The organism is Streptomyces sp. NPDC001536, assembly GCF_042894505.1.
Lineage (GTDB): Bacteria > Actinomycetota > Actinomycetes > Streptomycetales > Streptomycetaceae > Streptomyces.
Genome location: NZ_JBIAVQ010000003.1, coordinates 747,182 through 763,063, shown reverse-complemented (window position 1 = coordinate 763,063; position 15,882 = coordinate 747,182). Strand labels below are relative to the sequence as shown.

Genomic DNA, 15,882 nt, shown 5'->3' with positions numbered 1-15,882 from the left:
CTCCTTTAGGTATCTAGACGAGTGGGCGAGTCTTGTTGCTACGGTGGAGAGCCTAGCCAGCCGAGAGGGTCGAGGAACGTGAGCACTGACCGACCGCACTCCGTGAGCGTTGCCGGAGTGGTCGTCGACACCCAGGGCCGGGCCCTCCTGATCCAGCGCCGCGACAACGGCAAGTGGGAACCCCCGGGCGGCGTCCTCGAACGCGAGGAGACCATCCCCGAGGCCCTGCAACGCGAAGTCCTCGAAGAGACCGGCATCAAGATCGCACTTCCCGCGACCCTGACCGGCATCTACAAGAACATGACGGGCCTGATCGTCTCGCTGGTCTTCCGCTGTGAAGCCGCTGACGGCACGCCCACCACCGGCGACGAAACCCGCGCCCTGCGCTGGGCCACCCGCGAAGAAGTCTCCGAACTCTCCGACGAGGCGTACGCCATCCGCGTCCTGGACGCACTCGACGCGACGTCGCCGCCGGCCATCCGCGCCCATGACGGCGTGAAACTCGTCTAACCCGAACCCGCTGCACATGGCGGCCTACCAGCACGAAGGAACTTGTATGCACGAGTATACGAGTGCAGCCCGGGTCTGGGGGCTCACTTGCCCAGGTTTTCCAGAAGAGGTGAGCCGGGCCCGCCGCTGGACCCGCGACATCCTGAGCGGATCGCCGCTGGCGGAGGACGCGGAGCTGATCGTGAGCGAGCTCAGCGCGAACGCGATCCTGCACACGGCCAGCGGCCGGGACTCCGGCAGCTTCCATCTGGCTCTGGCTGTGTCGGCGCAGGTGATCGCTCTGTCGGTCACGGATGGCGGAGGGGCCGGCGCGGTCCCGAAGGTCGAGCACCAGGACCAGGAGGCCGAGCACGGCCGGGGCCTGGGCATGGTCACCGCGATCGCCCACCGGGTCGTGGTCCACGACAGCGATGGCGGCCACACGGTCACCGCGGAACTCTTCACCGACGTACGTAGGGGAGGCCATCCGTGCTGATGAACGGACCCCGCCACGGCTACTGGTGCGAGTGCTGGACCCAGAACCTCACCGAAGAGGAACGGCCGACGCTCCGAGCGTCCCTCGATGCCTACTCGGCTTCCCAGGCAGACAGATGGGTTGCGGTGACGCTCCGCACGATCTCTCCGGCTCTGGACTCCGACGCTTCCGACGTGGCGTGGGCCTGGCTCTCCCAGGGCCGCATCGCAACCCGGCAAGCCCTCCTACGCTCCGAGCCCTGCACGGTCACGATCACTCATGCCCAGACCCGCATCACATGGACGATCCGACCAGTGCTCTTCCTACCGCTCGCCCACCGCCAAGGCGTCGAACTCCCAGCCTGCACAAACGACTTCAAGCCCCACACGCCCGACTGAGTTACAACTTTCTCTACTGGTTCAAGGCGGCTCGCTCCGCTCCCCGCGCGCGGCCCGGCCCCCGGCCGGGCCTGCGCTCCTGTCTCCGCCCCGCTCCAGCCCGGCCGGGGGCCGGGCCGCGCACGCAAGATGCAGCCACCGGATGCCAGAGAGAAGGGCTACGCCATGGCCCGACGCCTGGTTCCATGGCATTAGCCACCTCCCCCGAGCAAGATGCCACTAAGCTGATTTCACCTCGCGAGCGGTCTAACACGTGAATCATCTTGTGCATGCTCTCCTAACTGGGGGTCTCGATGGCGACCATGAAGTTCAGCGACCTCAATTTCGGCGAGGCAGCCGCCGAAGTGGAAGCCGAAAAGAGCCCAGATCTCCTGCTTCACAGCTTCGTTGACAAATGGGGCGTAGAAAATAAGCTAGCCAAAGGTGACGCGTTCTTGTTGATTGGACCCAAAGGGTCTGGAAAGTCGACAGTAGTTGAATACCTTCGCCTGAAAGCGGAGCGAGCAAACGGTCTGTCATTTTTCGATATCTGCGACGTCGGCGAACTCTACCAGTCAGCGGAGAGCAATCTCTCCAATCTGGAAAACAGCCGCAGCGAGCTAGCCTGGAGAGTGTTCATTTGGCTTCGACTGTATGCATCCCTCATGAAGGACCAAGGGAGCGACCTAGCCAACGACCCAGACCACCTCAAATTCTTTAACGACCTCAAAACGGCCGGACTAGTTTCAGGAAATCTGAAGACCGTAATCTCGGAAGTTAAAAAACGGGGACACAAGTTCTCGCTCCCCCAGGGGCTTTATAGTTACACCATCGAGGCAACAGGCGAGAATGTAGTACGCGCCGACAGGCTTGCAGAGATTATCTCCCAAGCCGTACTGAGTGCACAAACAAGTTCTCCCCACTATCTGGCGTTGGATGGTCTAGATAGTGCATTCATCGGCAGTTCTGAGTACTGGACACTTTTGGCGAATCTTCTCCGCGCCTGCAACTCCATCCACAAGGATCTCCGTAAAGGTAACTCAACGGTTCGGATCACACTACTGTGCCGCAGTGACGTATTCCTTAAAATCCAACTACCCGATAGCAACAAAATTCGCCAAGGGTGGGGTGTTGAACTGGACTGGACTTACGGAGTCGATGACTTCCGACACAGCTACCTGTGGGATCTCATCGAAAGGAAGGTTCAAGCTTCGGGCGGGCCCGACGGAGACGTTCTCGCATACTACTTCCCTGTTGAAATGACATATGGACAAGGTCGTAGGGAGGAGATGCCACGGTACCTCTTGAATCTGTCGCGCCAGACACCGCGAGACATCCTTACCCTGTTCACTGAGATGGGGAAAGTGTCAGCTGGCGTACACCCCCTCGACATTCTCAGGATTCGCGCAGGCGTAAACAACTACTGTCGAACTTACTTCGCTAATGAGATCGCCAACGAGTTTGTTGGACTAGCACCTGAAGTAATCTGCCGATCACTGATCGGCAAAATGACGAGAATTCCTCGCCAGCGGTTCGATCGATCAGATATTGAAGCACTGTTCGCAGCAGACCTCGAACAAGAAGAGATTAGCCTTGACGATCTCCTCTTGCAGCTATTCTATTCTGGGGCGATCGCAAATTATATTCCAGGACGTCGCGAAGACTATGTTCAGTTCTATCACCGGCGAAGCCATTCTGATCTAAATGTTAGTGGACCATTTCTACTGCACAATGCTCTGACGATCGGTCTAAACGTACCGAGATGAGGTCCAGTCGACTCCGCTGCTGCCCAAGCTGCGGGCTCCACACCGTCGTTACGGGGCCGACCGTCCCGGCTTCTTCTGGTCGACGGCACGAGCCGACAACGTGGCTGAGGCCGGTGGGGCTGCAGCGAGGCACACGCGTGCGTGGTCGGTCGGCACACTCGCCATCGTGGCTGACTGTCTTCAGCTGAGCTTCATGCCACAACCGTGCCAGATGCAGAGGTCGACTATGGTCAGAGGGTGCCCTGCCATCAAGTTGCCGGGCACCTCAGCTGATATCGAAGGCCCAGATCATCGGCAGGGTACCTCCGCTTCTCTCCTAAATCGGTGTTGGATCAGGCTAGCCGGGGAGCCACGTGACCAAGGACGCCGTAACTCCAGCCCTCCACTGGGATAGTACGTACGTGTCCCGTCCAACCCGGTGGACGTGAGGGGAGAGTTAGCGGTGCGCGGAGACGGGGTGAGCAGTTATTTATAGCGGACCTGCGTAACCGGACTACTGGTGCCAATCGTCGCCGTCTGCCGTTCTGAGTTCAGGGCAGGTCTGTCAGCACGCAGACCGTCCGCAAATAATCTCAGCTTCCCAAACGGTGAGCCGTTCCCCGCTAGAGCTGATCACCTAGATGCTAGCTGGCGCCCGCGGCATCGCTCCAAGGCGCATCTTTCGATATTTTCCACATGCTTTCGAAAAAGTCCGAGCATCCCTTTACCATACGCTCCGACTGCGGCGTTCCGTCTCTGATATCCCACCCGATATTTCCAGTCTGAGATATGACTGGATCAATTAGGGTTCGGTTGGGGTGACCATAAGGAAATTCTGTCTCCCGGGCAACATCGTAGAGCGTAAAGAAGGCGGCGTTGTCACCGATAAGACACGCGCGGAATTCGGGTATTCCGGGGTGAGTGCGAAATTGAAGCGAAACCTGAATTCGCGTGCGATCTCTTAGGCGCCTAGCGAAGAAGAGTAGATGGCTCGCATAGTCCTCAGTCCTTCCCGTTACATACCTTCGAAATTCTGGATCATCAGAGCAGGTTCCATCACTGTTTAATTTGGATGGAATACGCATTGGCCCAGATAGATCAGGAGTCAACACCTTGAACGTCACAGACTGGACGCGCCCCGGAGAGTCGTGCAACCGCATCAACGATTCACGCATGTGCTCGAAGATCGACTCGCCAGTATAGCCTATGAACCGCACGTCAACGACGCGCCCATCCTCGGCTTCTTTGATTAATCCCCCTGGGGAGCCGGGATTCGCAAATCTGAATGAATTTTGCCCGCTCCTTGGCCCATCTGCTAAGTCCTTAATCGCGTCATACAAGACGTATGCCACTAAGCTCAGAAGAGCTCCAGCCACAAATGTGCTTCCTTGCAAAGCATCGCCGACAGGCTTGAATATTTGGGCAACTAGGCCGAGAAGAAATATTCCCAGTAAGACGCAGCGCGTGACTATTGGTTCAACAGTGTTTCGAATGTGGCGGATAATTCCTTGAATTGACGCAGAAGAGGCCGCCATGTTCCCCCCAAGAAGCTAGGCGCTCGCCGCTTGAACCCCTTCATACCCTGCCAGCAGCATCGCTAGTCTCTGGCATACATGATCACCGCCGGTAAGCGCCTCGAGCCAGCGCTTGTCAGTAAGCGCACGAGACCGTTTCCTGTGACAGTTCACGCGTGCCAGGTCGTGCGGGGAACACCGGGGAACCAGTGGACCGCCCACCGAGCGCCGACACCGCTCCACTGCAGGTCAGCCTGACAGCGATCCCTAGATCGCCTGAGCTGCCCAATCTCATGGTCACCCTCGCGACGGCAGATTGCGGGACTTAGATGCCCGGCTCCGTCATCGAGATGACGACTCCGCTTCTTCCTGCAACAGCGTCAGCAAACGTCGGCCAAGACCCGACAAGGCGTACGGGCGGTAAGTACCTCCGTAGATAACGCCGTGGAGGGCACTCTCTACCAGTCCCAGCGAGATGAGCTTCTGAAGGACTGCGTGCCCACCCACTTCTAGGCCAGGGTCGGTCCGGCACACGTCCTGCAACGTCATGCCGTACTTCACGCCCTCCGAGGGGCGCTCGGGAGGCCTTGGCAACGGTGTCGCCGACGAGATGATGTGCATGAGCCTGATATGCGGAGGATCGATCTCTTTAATGGCTTTTTGCATCAGTTCCCATATGTCGAGGCGTGCCGGCGCTGGGTCTGCCAGCGCCGCGGCTAGGGCACGAGCAAGAGCCCGTCGCTTCTGGCTGAGTGAGATGTCCTGCGCGGCACTGACAACTCTCCCGGCGAACTCAAGCAACCGCTCATCGGAGAGAAGCCGATCCTGTAGTTCTTCCGGATCGATCCGCAGCACTCGGGTCACTTCACGAACCAACTCGGTACGTCGACCGGCACGGTGCGCTGCGATCCGATCCGCGACCATGTCATAGCTCGTTGCCAAGGCAGGGCCAACGGCGGCTCCGAACAGTGCCCCTTCGGATCCACCGATCATGGCACCGACTGCTGTTCCAGCCGTGGCAGCGGCTATCTGCTTCAGGCCATCAGCTACCTGATCCTCAGTCCTTTTACTCACGGGACGACTGTATGCCCGCCGCCGGGCCATGCCCCGCTTTCGTTAATCCCTCGGCCTGACCACACCTGGCCCGGTGCCGAAGTGGTGCAGCAAGCTACGCACATCATGTAGCGGATCATGACGGGCCTGTTCGCGCGCGGAGGGCGTCGTCTGCCAGAAACCGTCTCAGTTTCCGTCTCATTCAGCCCCGTTCACGACCGTTCAGCCGAGGCCCCAAGCCACCACCACGCCGACGGCCAGACGCCCATGTACCCAGGTGAACGCCCCCGGACGCACCCCACCGCCCCACCCACACAGTTGGAAAGCGTGTTGGGGGCAACCCCTCACGAGTTCGAATCTCGTATCCTCCGCAGCTGCCTGAACAGGCGAAACGAAGAGCCGAGCCGCGATTGCGGCTCGGCTCTTCGCCGTGCGCTGGTTGCAGTTTTGATTGCATTTACAACAACCCATTATGGGCATTTCGGCGAGCAGGTTGTCAGATCTTCCACTGCCGTCGGCTCGTCTCGTCGGGCTGGGCCCACGGCGGGTAAGCGCCCCGGACTCTGTCTTCGTACGGCATCCGCAGACCACGCGCCTGCGCCATCCTTGGCCTTGGGGCTGAGCCGAAGCGGCTGCGGCCCGCCTGTGACGTCCCCTGTGTGTCGAGGTGCACCCCATGAAGTCCCGATCGACGCTTGCGACTTGGCTGAGCGAACTCGACGGTTCCCGCCTGGGACGCGTACTCGCCATGCGGAAGGACGCAGCCTCCTCTCCGGAACCGCGCTCGGTGGGGGAACTGGCGGACCGTCTCCAACGTCCGGGGTCCGTGGCACTCGCCCTGCCGCACCTCACGCTGCCTTGCTTGCAGGTCTCCGAGGCGCTGGCTGCCCTGGGAGCACGAGCGTCCCGGGACAGCCTCGCGGAGTTGCTCGGCTCGACGTCCTCTGCGGCTGTACACGCGCTGGACGCGACCCTGGAGGCGCTGTCGGATTGGGCGCTCGTGTGGCCCGACGGCGACGAGGCGCTCCGCATGCCCATGCCCTTGCGGCAGGCGTGGAGCACGCCACTGGGACTTGACGCCCCGCTGGAAGAGCTGTTGTCCGGCGCCACCTCGGAGGAACTGCGCGGCATGCTGGCGATCCTGGGTGTCAAGCCACCCGGCACCAAGCAGCAGCGACTCGCGGCTCTGGTGGAGCAGCACAGTGACGCGGAACGGGTCGCCGCGTTGGTGGCGAGGGCACCGGCGGTCACCCGGAAGTTGCTTGAGCAGAGCGCCAGGTCCACGCCGCGTCAGTCACTGTTCGTCGTGTTCGGGGCTCCTGACCCGGACCTCCAGCCAGGCGCCCGATGGGCACTCGACCGCGGGCTGCTGGTCCAGGACCGTCACCGTTACGGGCCCGTCCGGATGCCGGCCGAGGTAGCCCTGGCTCTGCGGGGCGCCGACTGGCACGCTCCGTTCGATCCTCTGCCGCCTGTCACACAGTTGGGGCCCGTCACCCCCTCGGAGGTGGAGCGGGAGGCCGCGGTAGCCGCCACCGCGTTCGCGGCCCATGCCGCCTCCGTTCTCTCGGCGTGTGCGACCGCACCACCGACCCGGCTGAAGTCGGGCGGGATCGGCGCGCGTGAACTGGCCCGGCTCGGCAAGACCGCCCAGGCGGACGACGCCGTCGTACGCATCGTCCTGGAGACCGCGTACGCTGCCGGACTGCTGGGCCGCGACGGCGATCGCATGCCTCCCACCGAGGAGTACGACTCCTGGGCCGAGCAGGAGCCCGCAGAACAATTCACCGTACTGCTCCGGGCATGGCGGGACCTGCCGCTCACCCCCACCAGAGCACGCGACGAAGACAACAAGGCGCTTCCCGCGCTCGCCGGTGCGCCTGACTGCGGCGGCTGTCTGCAGGCCCGCCACGGGCTGCTCGCCGCGGCGGCGGGGCTTCCGGCAGGACAGGGGGTGAAGGTCGCTTCGGAGCTGGGGCCGCTCGTGGCCTGGCACCGTCCGCTCGCCGACGACGCCTCGCCCGAAGGCACGGCACCGTTCGGCACCGTGATCCGCGAAGGCGAACTGCTGGGCGTGCTGGCACGGGGTGCGCTGTCCCCACTCGGTGCCCACCTGGCGGCCCACGCCGACGAAGAACTCAGCATCACGGCCCGGCGGCTGCTGCCCCCCGCGACCACGACGGCCCGGATCGGCGCCGACCTCACCGCCGTCGTCACCGGCACCACGTCCGCGCGACTCGCGGCGCTGCTGGATTCGACGGCCGACCGGGAGACCAGTGGCACGGCGTCGGTATGGCGCTTCAGTGCCGGCAGTATCCGCCGCGCCCTGGACGCCGGTCGCAGCCCGGACGACATCACAGCCGACCTGGCCGCCGCCTCCACCACGGCCCTGCCACAGCCGCTGACCTATCTCATCGCCGACACCGCACGAAGTCATGGCCGGGTGCGCGTCGCCCCCGCGGCCTGTGTCATCCACGGCGACGAACCCGCGCTCCTGGCCGAACTCGCCGCCCACCGCGCACTGGCCAAGCTCGCCCTGCGGCAACTCGCTCCGACGGTTCTGGTCAGCGGCAGCCCACCCGCGACGGCTCTCGCCGCGCTCCGTGCCGCGGGCTACGCCCCGGTCGCCGAGACCGCCGGGGGAACTGTGCGTATCGAAAAGCGCCTGCCGCAGAGGGCCGCTGCCGTCCCGCCCCCGCGACGGAACGTCGGACGGCGCGGGCCCCGGACCACTGCGACCCGCGCCTCGGACATGCCCGCCGACGCCGGGATGGACGTCCTGGCCGACCGGCTGCTCAAGGCCCCGCCGACAGCACCGGAACCCGATCCGTTCGGCAGCGGAGTGCCCTTCGCGACGGACACCGAGGAGATCGTCGCCGGATATGCGAAGCACCTGTCGTACAGCGACGTCCGCCAGGTCGCCCATGCCATCGACACCGGTGCGGCCATCACGGTCGAGTACATCGCCACCTCGGGCAACCGGACCGTACGCACCCTCAGCGACCTGGAACTCGACCCGCCCTACCTCGAAGCCTGGTGCCACCTGCGCGAAGCGGAACGCGTCTTCACTCTCTCCCGCATCCATGGCGTGATGCCCGCGTAGGACTCGGCGGCCAAGGCCGGGTGCCCGGTTCACCACCCGCGACATCTCGCGAGATATACTTGAACCCACAGTTGATATCAGGGAGGCGCTCATGAGCAGGACGGTTATCGACCTGGACGACGACCTGGTCGCGGACGTGGCTAAAGCCCTCGGGACGAGCACCAAGAAGGAGACGGTCAACACCGCTCTTCGCGAGGTGCTGGAGAGCCGACGTCGCGCCTTGGCCCTCGCCCGACTGCGGGCCGCGGCCGGGGACGGCGCATTCGATCTGGAGCTGTTCGAGAACAAGGTGAACTACCGCCGGTGAACGCGGCCCAGTTCCTGATCGACACCAGCGCACTCGCTCGGTTCATGCGCGAGGACGCGGAGCAGTACGGCTGGGACCAGGCGGCAGCCGCCGGGCTCATCGCCACCTGCCCGATCACCGAGCTTGAGTTCTTCTACAGCGCCCGGTCCGCCGCCGACAGGGCGCGCGGCATCGAGGACATGCGCCTGATCTTCGGTTGGGTTCCCGTCGACGACCGCGCCTACGACCGCGCCTGGCAGGTCCAGGAAGTACTCACCAAACAGGGAAAGCATCGCAGTGCGGGTGCGGTGGATCTCGTCGTCGCCGCGACGGCCGAACTGCAAGGGCTCACCCTCCTACACCGCGACCACGACTTCGCCTGCATCGCGGCAGTGACCGGCCAGGCTCTCCAGTGGTACGGCCCGGAGAGCGGAAAATAGGCCGGCGATGGTTGCAGTTCTGGTTGCATTCGCCTCCGTACAGCACCGTTCGGGAGCCCCACCCGCTACAGCCGCACCGCAGGTCAGAACGCTCGCGCACCCCCCTGCACCCCCGGACGAACATTTGGAAAGCGTGTTGGGGGCAACCCCTCACGAGTTCGAATCTCGTATCCTCCGCCAGTGCCTCACCGGGCACGATGCCGAAGGGCCCCACCGTTCACGGTGGGGCCCTTCGTCGTGTGTGGTCTCAGTTGCTGTGATGGGACGTCGGAGGCGTGGACTTCATCGAGGTGCCTGCCCTCGCCGAGCTGGCCGATCAAGTCGACCCCGGTCCGCAGGGCGGGCCCGCCGCGGAGCCTCGGCTCGTCGCCCGGCTATCTGGACCACCGCAAGTCGTTCATGGACACCGTGCCGCGCCCACTCCAGGACAAGAAGGAAACCCTGTACGTCCTGGTCATGATGGCCGTCCGCCTCGTGGCGGCCGCGTTGTTCGGCTTCGGCGTGCTGGGGCCGTACGACCGCAAGGGGCTGCATCGCATCCCGGTGGGGGCGGCGCCAGAGAAGACCGCGGTCCAGGACTAGCGGAGGGAGCCCCCACGCTCCAGGGCTCCACACGGAAAACCGATCAGTTTCCATTTTGTGGAAATCGAGTTAACCTCGCGGTATGACCACCGAGGCGAAGCTCAGCCCCCGAGAGCGGCTGCTGGATGCGGCGGCCACGCTCACCTACCGAGACGGTGTCGGTATCGGCGTCGAGGCCCTGTGCAAGGCGGCAGGGGTGTCGAAGCGCTCCATGTACCAGCTGTTCGAGAGCAAGGACGAACTGCTGGCGGCGAGCCTGGAGCAGCGCGCCTCCGCCTACGTGGCGACACTCCTGCCCGCGGCGGACGACCGTCGTTCGCCTCGCGAGCGCATCACGCACGTCTTCGAGCAGGTGGAACGGCAGGCGGGTGCGCCCGAGTTCCGAGGCTGCCAATATCTGGCCGTCCAGATCGAGCTCAAGGATCAGAGTCACCCCGCGAGCCGGGTCGCCCATCAGGTCAAGGCGAACCTGACCGCCTTCTTCCGCGCCGAGGCCGAACAGGGCGGGGCGAGCGATCCCGACCTGCTGGCCCGGCAGCTCAGCCTGGTCTTCGACGGCGCCAGCGCCCGCGCGGGGATCGGAGCGGACAAACTGACGGGGCTCGTCGCGCCCACGGTGACCACCCTGCTCGACGCGGCAGGCGTGCGCTGACCTCGGCTTTCCCGAACGCCCTGTCACCGCCCGGCGCTCGGGGGCAGCCCCATGGCCGCGAGCGGCATCGGCACCCAGCGACAGGTGCACGGCGGCGACAAAGATCGCCTTCTTGTCCGGGAAGAGCCGGAAGAGATACGGCTGCGCGACGCCGAACACGCTCCGTGACCGCCGCGCGAATGACGCCCTCACGTCTCTCCGGCGCGCCGATCCTGTCCATGCCGTCATTCCGTCCGCCCGGCTTGCACGCGGAAACCGATCAGTTTACTCTAGCGGAAACCGATCGGTTTCAAACGAGTGCGGGAGTCCATGATGACGACAGATCGCCCGGTGGCACTCGTGACGGGTGCGTCCTCCGGCATAGGCAAGGAAACCGCGCTCGCACTGGTCGCAGCCGGATTCAACGTGGTCGGCACAAGCCGCGACACCTCACGCGTCACCCCGCTCGACGGTGTGACGTTCCTCGGACTCGACGTCGCCAGTGACTCATCGGTCGCCACAGCGGTCCAGGAGGTGAGCGAGCGGTTCGGGCGGATCGACGTCCTGGTCAACAACGCCGGCGTCGGCTCGATGGGTGCGGCGGAGGAGACCTCCGTCGAGCAGGCCCAGGCCGTGTTCGACACCAACGTCTTCGGGGTCATGCGCCTGGTGAACGAGGTCCTGCCGCACATGCGCGCCCAGCGACGCGGGCGCATCATCAACATCTCGTCCGTGCTCGGGTTCCTGCCCCAGCCCTACATGGCCGCCTACGCCGCCTCCAAGCACGCGATCGAGGGCTACACCGAGTCCCTGGACCACGAGGTCCGCGACCACGGCGTCCGCGCGCTCATCGTCGAACCCGCCTACACCAGGACCGGATTCGAGACCAACAGCGCGAAGCCCGAGATCCCCCTGCACGCGTACGCGAAGCAGCGGCAGACCGTCGACCGCGTCATGGCGGAGGCCGTCAGGAACGGCGACGCCCCCGCCGTCGTCGCGCAGGCGATCGTCACGGCGGCCACCGCCCCGAAGCCGAAGCCGCGCTACACCGCCGGCCCCCTGGCCGGACGCGCACGCGTACTGCGCCGCCTCGCTCCCGCCCAGGTCTTCGACAACCAGATCCGCAAGATGAACCAACTGGCCGGCTGACGCCCACGCGCTCTCCGGGCTCCCCCAGCTCCCCGGGTTCTCCGAGCTCCGGGCTCCGGCCAGATCACCGGCCGGGGAATCGTCCCCAACACCCTTTACCCATCCTGAATCCGCAGATCACCGCATCCAAGGGCTGAGCAGGGCATGGGCCGAATCCGAAGGACAGGTCAGCGGGGGTCGCCCGCGTGCTGGGCCGTTCTGTGGAGGGCGGGGTGGGTGGGGGTTCGGGTCGTTGATTCGTAGCGGCTGGGGAAGGGGTACTTGCGTTCCAGGAAGGTATTGATGGCCGTCTGGGCGGCCGCTCTGGCCTCGGGGGGCGTGTCCACGTCGTTGAGGCAGAAGAAGTCGACGTCGTCGCCGGCGGCGAGGCGGGAGAGGCGGCGGCGCATGTCCGGGGTGCCCAGCTGGACGTAGCGGAAGCGGTAGTCGGCGGGGACGGCGCGGGCGGTCGCCATGGCCCAGTGGTGGTGCAGGGTCGAGGCCGGGGCCACGTCGGACGTGGAGCGGAAGCGGGAGTACGCGGTGCGGTCCAGCTCCTCGATGCCCAGGCTCTCCATTTCCCGCATCACCGAGAGGAGTTGGGGGTGCGGGGTGTGCAGGGACTTGTGGGTGATGTGTCGGCCGTGGAAGCGGCTGATGATCTCGCGGGCGTTCTTGCCCGCGGAGTTCGGGGCCGGTTCCAGGGGGTGCGGGGCGCCTATGCCCAGCTTCAGGGGGGACAAGGGGATACGGGCGATGCCGTTGCCGTGGAAGAAGTGCTCGGGCCCCACCGGGCGGTTGATGAAGACGTCGTCGTTGAAGTAGAGGTAGTGCTCCGACAGGCCCGGGATGTGGTGCAGGCGGCTCTCGATCGCGTGGGAGTTGAAGACGGGCAGCGCGTCCGCCGGGAGGATGTCCCGGTGGTCGATCACGGTCAGGCCTTCCGCCCGCGGGTCCAGCCAGTCCGGGATCTGGGAGTCGGTCACCAGGTAGACGTGCCGGACGAAACCGGCGTACATCTCCAGCGAGCGCAGGGCGTACCTGAGCTCGTCGTGGCTGGTGTAGCGGGAGGCGCCGGTCTCGCGCGGGGCGATGGGGTTGTGGGAGAGCGCCTGGTGGGCGCGGCGCTTGGCCGCCATCGCCGGGTCGTCGCCGTCGACCCAGGTGTAGACGGCGTCGATGGGGAAGCGCACCTCGTCGATGCCGGGCTCGGCGAACGGCGCGAACGTCGGCACGCCGCGGTGGCGGCCCGCGACCACGGCGGGGCGCTGTGCCGTCAGCGGGAGCACCTCCGCCACCGGGTTGTGGCGCGGGGCCACCAGTGCCGGGCCGAAGACGTCCGGCATCCGGCTGCCGGGCACGGTGAGCCAGGAGGGGTCCGTGCCGAGGTCACGGCCGTGCCGCCAGAACTCGATGTCACAGCCCGTTTCGAGACCCGTGAGGACCTGCCCCTTCGGACCCAGGCGCACCACGCCGGTGCGGAGCACCTCGGCCCGCCGCAGCGCCTTCGGCAGCTTCCCGTCGGCCCACAGCGCCGCGGCGCTCACCTTGCCGTCCGCTCCTACGGCCCCGACGTACCCCACACCGGAGCCGAAGCGCTGGGCGGCCCGGGCGAGGATCGTCTCGCGGTACGTCCGCGCCACGCCGATGACCTGGCGGGGCGCCCCCTGTCCGGGCTCGCCGGGGACCAGGAAGTACGGGACGCCTAGCCCGTCCAGCAGCGTGCACACCCGTTCGAGGTCGGCCTCGACGGCGTCCGCCGCGGTGTATCCGGCGACGGTACGGCCGTAGAGCCGCGTCGGTCCGAAGGTGACCCGGCGCAGCCCGGGGACGGCGGCCCGCAGGCGGCGGCGGGCCCGGGCCGCGCGCAGCGCCCAGAGCCGGGCCGCGAACCAGAGCCTCAGGCGTACGAGAAGGTCCCGGACCCTTCGGATGCCCCCCGGCACTCCGAAGCGGTCACGGATGTCCATGCCCCCCATGTCGCTACCCCCCGGCCCCGTCAGCTCTGCTTCTCGTACGGGCTCGCGAAGGGGAAGTAGTCCTCCAGGAACTCGTTCATCCGGACGCTCACCTGCTCCCGCTCCTCGGGCGGTACGTCGACGTCGTTGAGGCAGAAGAAGTCGAAGCGGCGGTTGCGGCGCAGGTCGGCCAGGCGTCGGTCGGCGTCCGGGCGGCTGATGTTGACGTACCGGAAGCTGTACTTGCCCGGCAGGCCGTGGCCGGTCATCAGGGCGTACTGGTAGAGCAGCGGGGCCGTGACGGCGATGTCCTGCGGGGAGCGGAAGCGGGACGCCGTGGTGCGGCGGATGTCCTCCGGGAAGAGCTCCTCCAGCACCTGGTGGGTGCGGCGCTGCTGGGGGAGCGGGGTGTGCATGAAGTTGTTCGTCGTCATGCGGCCGAACCTCTCCAGCAGGAGCCGGCGGACGTTCTTGCTGGCGGAGTTGGTGGCCGTCTCCTCGGCGTGCGGCTTGCCGACGCCGATCTTGAGGGGGGAGACCGGGATCTTCATCAGGCCGCTGCCGTGGAAGAAGTGCTCCGGGGTGACCCGGCGGCCGACGAAGACGTCGTCGTTGAAGTACAGGTAGTGGTCCGACAGGCCCGGGATGTGGTGCAGCCGGGTCTCGATCGCGTGCGAGTTGAAGACCGGCAGGACGCCCTCGGGGAAGATGTCGCGGTGGTCCACGACCGTGATCCCGGGGGCCGTGTCGTCGAGCCAGTGCGGCTTCTGGCCGTCGGTCACGATGTAGATGTGCCGGACGAAGTCGGCGTACATCGCGAGCGAGCGCAGCGAGTACTTCAGCTCGTCGTGGCTGGTGTAGCGGGAGGCGTTGGTCTCCTTGTCCAGGATCTCGGCGGTGCCGCGGTCCTGGTAGCGGGCCCGCTTGGCCCGCATCTCGGGCTCCTCGCCGTCGACCCAGGTGTAGACGACGTCGACGGGGAAGGTCACGTCGTTGACGGTCGGCAGGGTGAGCGGGACGAAGCTCGGCAGCTCACGGTCGCCGATCCGCACGGTGGCGGGCTGCTGTTCGGAGGCCGGCAGGACGTCGGTGATGCCGTTGTTCCGGGGGGCGACGAGGGAGTCGGCGAAGATGTCCTCGGAGGCCTGCGGCTGCACCTTGGCCAGGCGCCGGGGGCCGTCGGCGGAGGCGAGGAGCTCGGCCCCGTCCTCCCAGAACTCGATGTCGCAGGCCAGTTCGGGGCCGGCGAGCAGCTGGTCCGAGGGGCCGAGGTGGTTCTCCCCGACCCGCAGGATGGGGGCGCTCCGCAGCCCGGCCGGCAGCGCGCCGTCCATGAACAGCGCGGGGTGCTTGAGCTTTCCGCCGGGCATCGGGCGGCCGATGAAGACCGCCTTGCCCTCGTTCTGCGCCTCCAGGGCGGTGAGCAGCCGCTCGCGGTCCACGACGTTCACACCGACCGTGTGCCGGGTGCGGGCGGCCGGGACCAGGAAGTACGGGATCCCTTCCTGCTCCAGCGCGGCGACGACCAGGCCGAGGTTGGCGGCGGCCGCCTCGGCGGCGCTGAACCGCGTCACGACCCGGCCGTAGAGCTGCTGGCCGCGCACGGCCACCGGGCGGAGCACCGGATCCGTGACCGCGGCCCGGCGGCGGCGCCGCATGGTACGCAGCTGCCACACGCTCTCGGCGGCCTTCCGCTCGACTCGCGGGCGCATCCGCCGGGCAAAGGAACGCACGGTCACGTTCTGAGCTCCTCTTCCATGAACCTGTCGAACATCTCTGCGTAAGGCAGACAGACGTATGTGACGGAAGGTTGTAGAAGAGTTCTCCTGGAATTAACGGACTAAGAAGTTCCAGAACAGCCGAGCCGCAGCCTGGTGTGGTAGAGGACGGCAGGTCACCTGCCCTCGGCCAGAGTGTGCGCGACGAGCGCGTTGGCGTGACCGTGACCGAGGCCATGTTCCGTCTTGAGCCAGGTGACGAGTTCCATGTGCCTGGTCAGCGGGGAGGTGCGGATCAGGTCCTGCCAGTGGGCGATCGGGTGGCCGTACTTCTTCTCGATGGACGGGAAGTAGCTGGCGGGGCCCTTCACGGCGTCGGTCAT

At 65.8% G+C, this 15,882-nt stretch carries 14 protein-coding genes; 10 read left to right on the top strand and 4 right to left on the bottom strand.

Translation table 11 applies throughout. The annotated features are described in order from the left end of the window. Positions 1-102: 102 nt before the first annotated feature. The 4 genes from ACFY0U_RS12455 to ACFY0U_RS12440 all read left to right on the top strand — a co-directional run bounded on the left by ACFY0U_RS12455 (position 103) and on the right by ACFY0U_RS12440 (position 3,107). Complete coding sequence (locus tag ACFY0U_RS12455) at positions 103-510, top strand: NUDIX hydrolase (protein ID WP_388634340.1); 408 nt, start codon at positions 103-105, stop codon at positions 508-510. A gap of 46 nt (positions 511-556) precedes the next feature. Beyond that, positions 557-985 (top strand): ATP-binding protein, encoded by a 429-nt coding sequence (locus tag ACFY0U_RS12450; RefSeq protein WP_388634107.1) that lies wholly within the window; start codon positions 557-559, stop codon positions 983-985. Further along, entirely contained in the window at positions 985-1,362 is a 378-nt protein-coding gene (locus ACFY0U_RS12445) for a hypothetical protein (RefSeq protein ID WP_388634338.1), read from the top strand. The genes ACFY0U_RS12450 and ACFY0U_RS12445 overlap by 1 nt, the downstream gene beginning before the upstream one ends. Positions 1,363-1,655: 293 nt before the next feature. Beyond that, positions 1,656-3,107: a P-loop ATPase, Sll1717 family gene (locus ACFY0U_RS12440; RefSeq protein WP_388634104.1), complete on the top strand. Its 1,452-nt coding sequence runs from the start codon at positions 1,656-1,658 to the stop codon at positions 3,105-3,107. A 1,835-nt stretch (positions 3,108-4,942) separates the two neighbouring features. Here the strand turns inward: ACFY0U_RS12440 and ACFY0U_RS12435 are convergent. Then, positions 4,943-5,674: a hypothetical protein gene (locus tag ACFY0U_RS12435; protein ID WP_388634102.1), complete on the bottom strand. Its 732-nt coding sequence runs from the start codon at positions 5,672-5,674 to the stop codon at positions 4,943-4,945. 655 nt (positions 5,675-6,329) lie between these two features. Here ACFY0U_RS12435 and ACFY0U_RS12430 point away from each other — a divergent pair. From ACFY0U_RS12430 to ACFY0U_RS12405, 6 genes are all read left to right on the top strand, one after another. Continuing rightward, a complete protein-coding gene (locus ACFY0U_RS12430; protein ID WP_388634100.1) occupies positions 6,330-8,756 on the top strand; it encodes a helicase-associated domain-containing protein in 2,427 nt (808 codons plus the stop codon). Positions 8,757-8,847: 91 nt separating this feature from the next. Then, positions 8,848-9,063: a type II toxin-antitoxin system VapB family antitoxin gene (locus ACFY0U_RS12425; protein ID WP_388634097.1), complete on the top strand. Its 216-nt coding sequence runs from the start codon at positions 8,848-8,850 to the stop codon at positions 9,061-9,063. Continuing rightward, complete coding sequence (locus ACFY0U_RS12420; protein WP_266682294.1) at positions 9,060-9,482, top strand: PIN domain nuclease; 423 nt, start codon at positions 9,060-9,062, stop codon at positions 9,480-9,482. Before ACFY0U_RS12425 ends, ACFY0U_RS12420 begins: the two co-directional genes overlap by 4 nt. Positions 9,483-9,890: 408 nt before the next feature. Further along, positions 9,891-10,064: a hypothetical protein gene (locus tag ACFY0U_RS12415; RefSeq protein WP_388634094.1), complete on the top strand. Its 174-nt coding sequence runs from the start codon at positions 9,891-9,893 to the stop codon at positions 10,062-10,064. An 82-nt stretch (positions 10,065-10,146) separates the two neighbouring features. After that, on the top strand, positions 10,147-10,716 hold the full coding sequence (locus ACFY0U_RS12410; protein ID WP_388634091.1) for a TetR/AcrR family transcriptional regulator: 570 nt from the start codon (positions 10,147-10,149) through the stop codon (positions 10,714-10,716). Between the two features lie 312 nt (positions 10,717-11,028). After that, positions 11,029-11,844, top strand: coding sequence for an oxidoreductase (locus ACFY0U_RS12405; protein WP_388634089.1), 816 nt, complete (start codon positions 11,029-11,031; stop codon positions 11,842-11,844). 167 nt (positions 11,845-12,011) lie between these two features. Here the strand turns inward: ACFY0U_RS12405 and ACFY0U_RS12400 are convergent, their stop codons facing one another. From ACFY0U_RS12400 to ACFY0U_RS12390, 3 genes are all read right to left on the bottom strand, one after another. Continuing rightward, positions 12,012-13,793, bottom strand: a complete 1,782-nt coding sequence (locus ACFY0U_RS12400; protein WP_388634087.1) for a stealth family protein — start codon at positions 13,791-13,793, stop codon at positions 12,012-12,014. A gap of 29 nt (positions 13,794-13,822) precedes the next feature. Continuing rightward, the gene (locus tag ACFY0U_RS12395; protein ID WP_388634084.1) at positions 13,823-15,520 is read right to left on the bottom strand and encodes a stealth family protein; all 1,698 of its coding nucleotides are present in this window, start codon (positions 15,518-15,520) and stop codon (positions 13,823-13,825) included. 155 nt (positions 15,521-15,675) lie between these two features. Beyond that, positions 15,676-15,882 (bottom strand): DUF4287 domain-containing protein, encoded by a 207-nt coding sequence (locus ACFY0U_RS12390; protein WP_388634081.1) that lies wholly within the window; start codon positions 15,880-15,882, stop codon positions 15,676-15,678.

Coding starts and splice junctions, on each gene's coding strand:
- ACFY0U_RS12440 (WP_388634104.1), top strand. CDS start 1,656: ATGGCGACCATGAAGTTCAGCGACCTCAATTTCGGCGAGGCAGCCGCC.
- ACFY0U_RS12400 (WP_388634087.1), bottom strand. CDS start 13,793: ATGGACATCCGTGACCGCTTCGGAGTGCCGGGGGGCATCCGAAGGGTC.
- ACFY0U_RS12390 (WP_388634081.1), bottom strand. CDS start 15,882: ATGACCGACGCCGTGAAGGGCCCCGCCAGCTACTTCCCGTCCATCGAG.
- ACFY0U_RS12425 (WP_388634097.1), top strand. CDS start 8,848: ATGAGCAGGACGGTTATCGACCTGGACGACGACCTGGTCGCGGACGTG.
- ACFY0U_RS12430 (WP_388634100.1), top strand. CDS start 6,330: ATGAAGTCCCGATCGACGCTTGCGACTTGGCTGAGCGAACTCGACGGT.
- ACFY0U_RS12405 (WP_388634089.1), top strand. CDS start 11,029: ATGACGACAGATCGCCCGGTGGCACTCGTGACGGGTGCGTCCTCCGGC.
- ACFY0U_RS12450 (WP_388634107.1), top strand. CDS start 557: ATGCACGAGTATACGAGTGCAGCCCGGGTCTGGGGGCTCACTTGCCCA.
- ACFY0U_RS12445 (WP_388634338.1), top strand. CDS start 985: ATGAACGGACCCCGCCACGGCTACTGGTGCGAGTGCTGGACCCAGAAC.
- ACFY0U_RS12410 (WP_388634091.1), top strand. CDS start 10,147: ATGACCACCGAGGCGAAGCTCAGCCCCCGAGAGCGGCTGCTGGATGCG.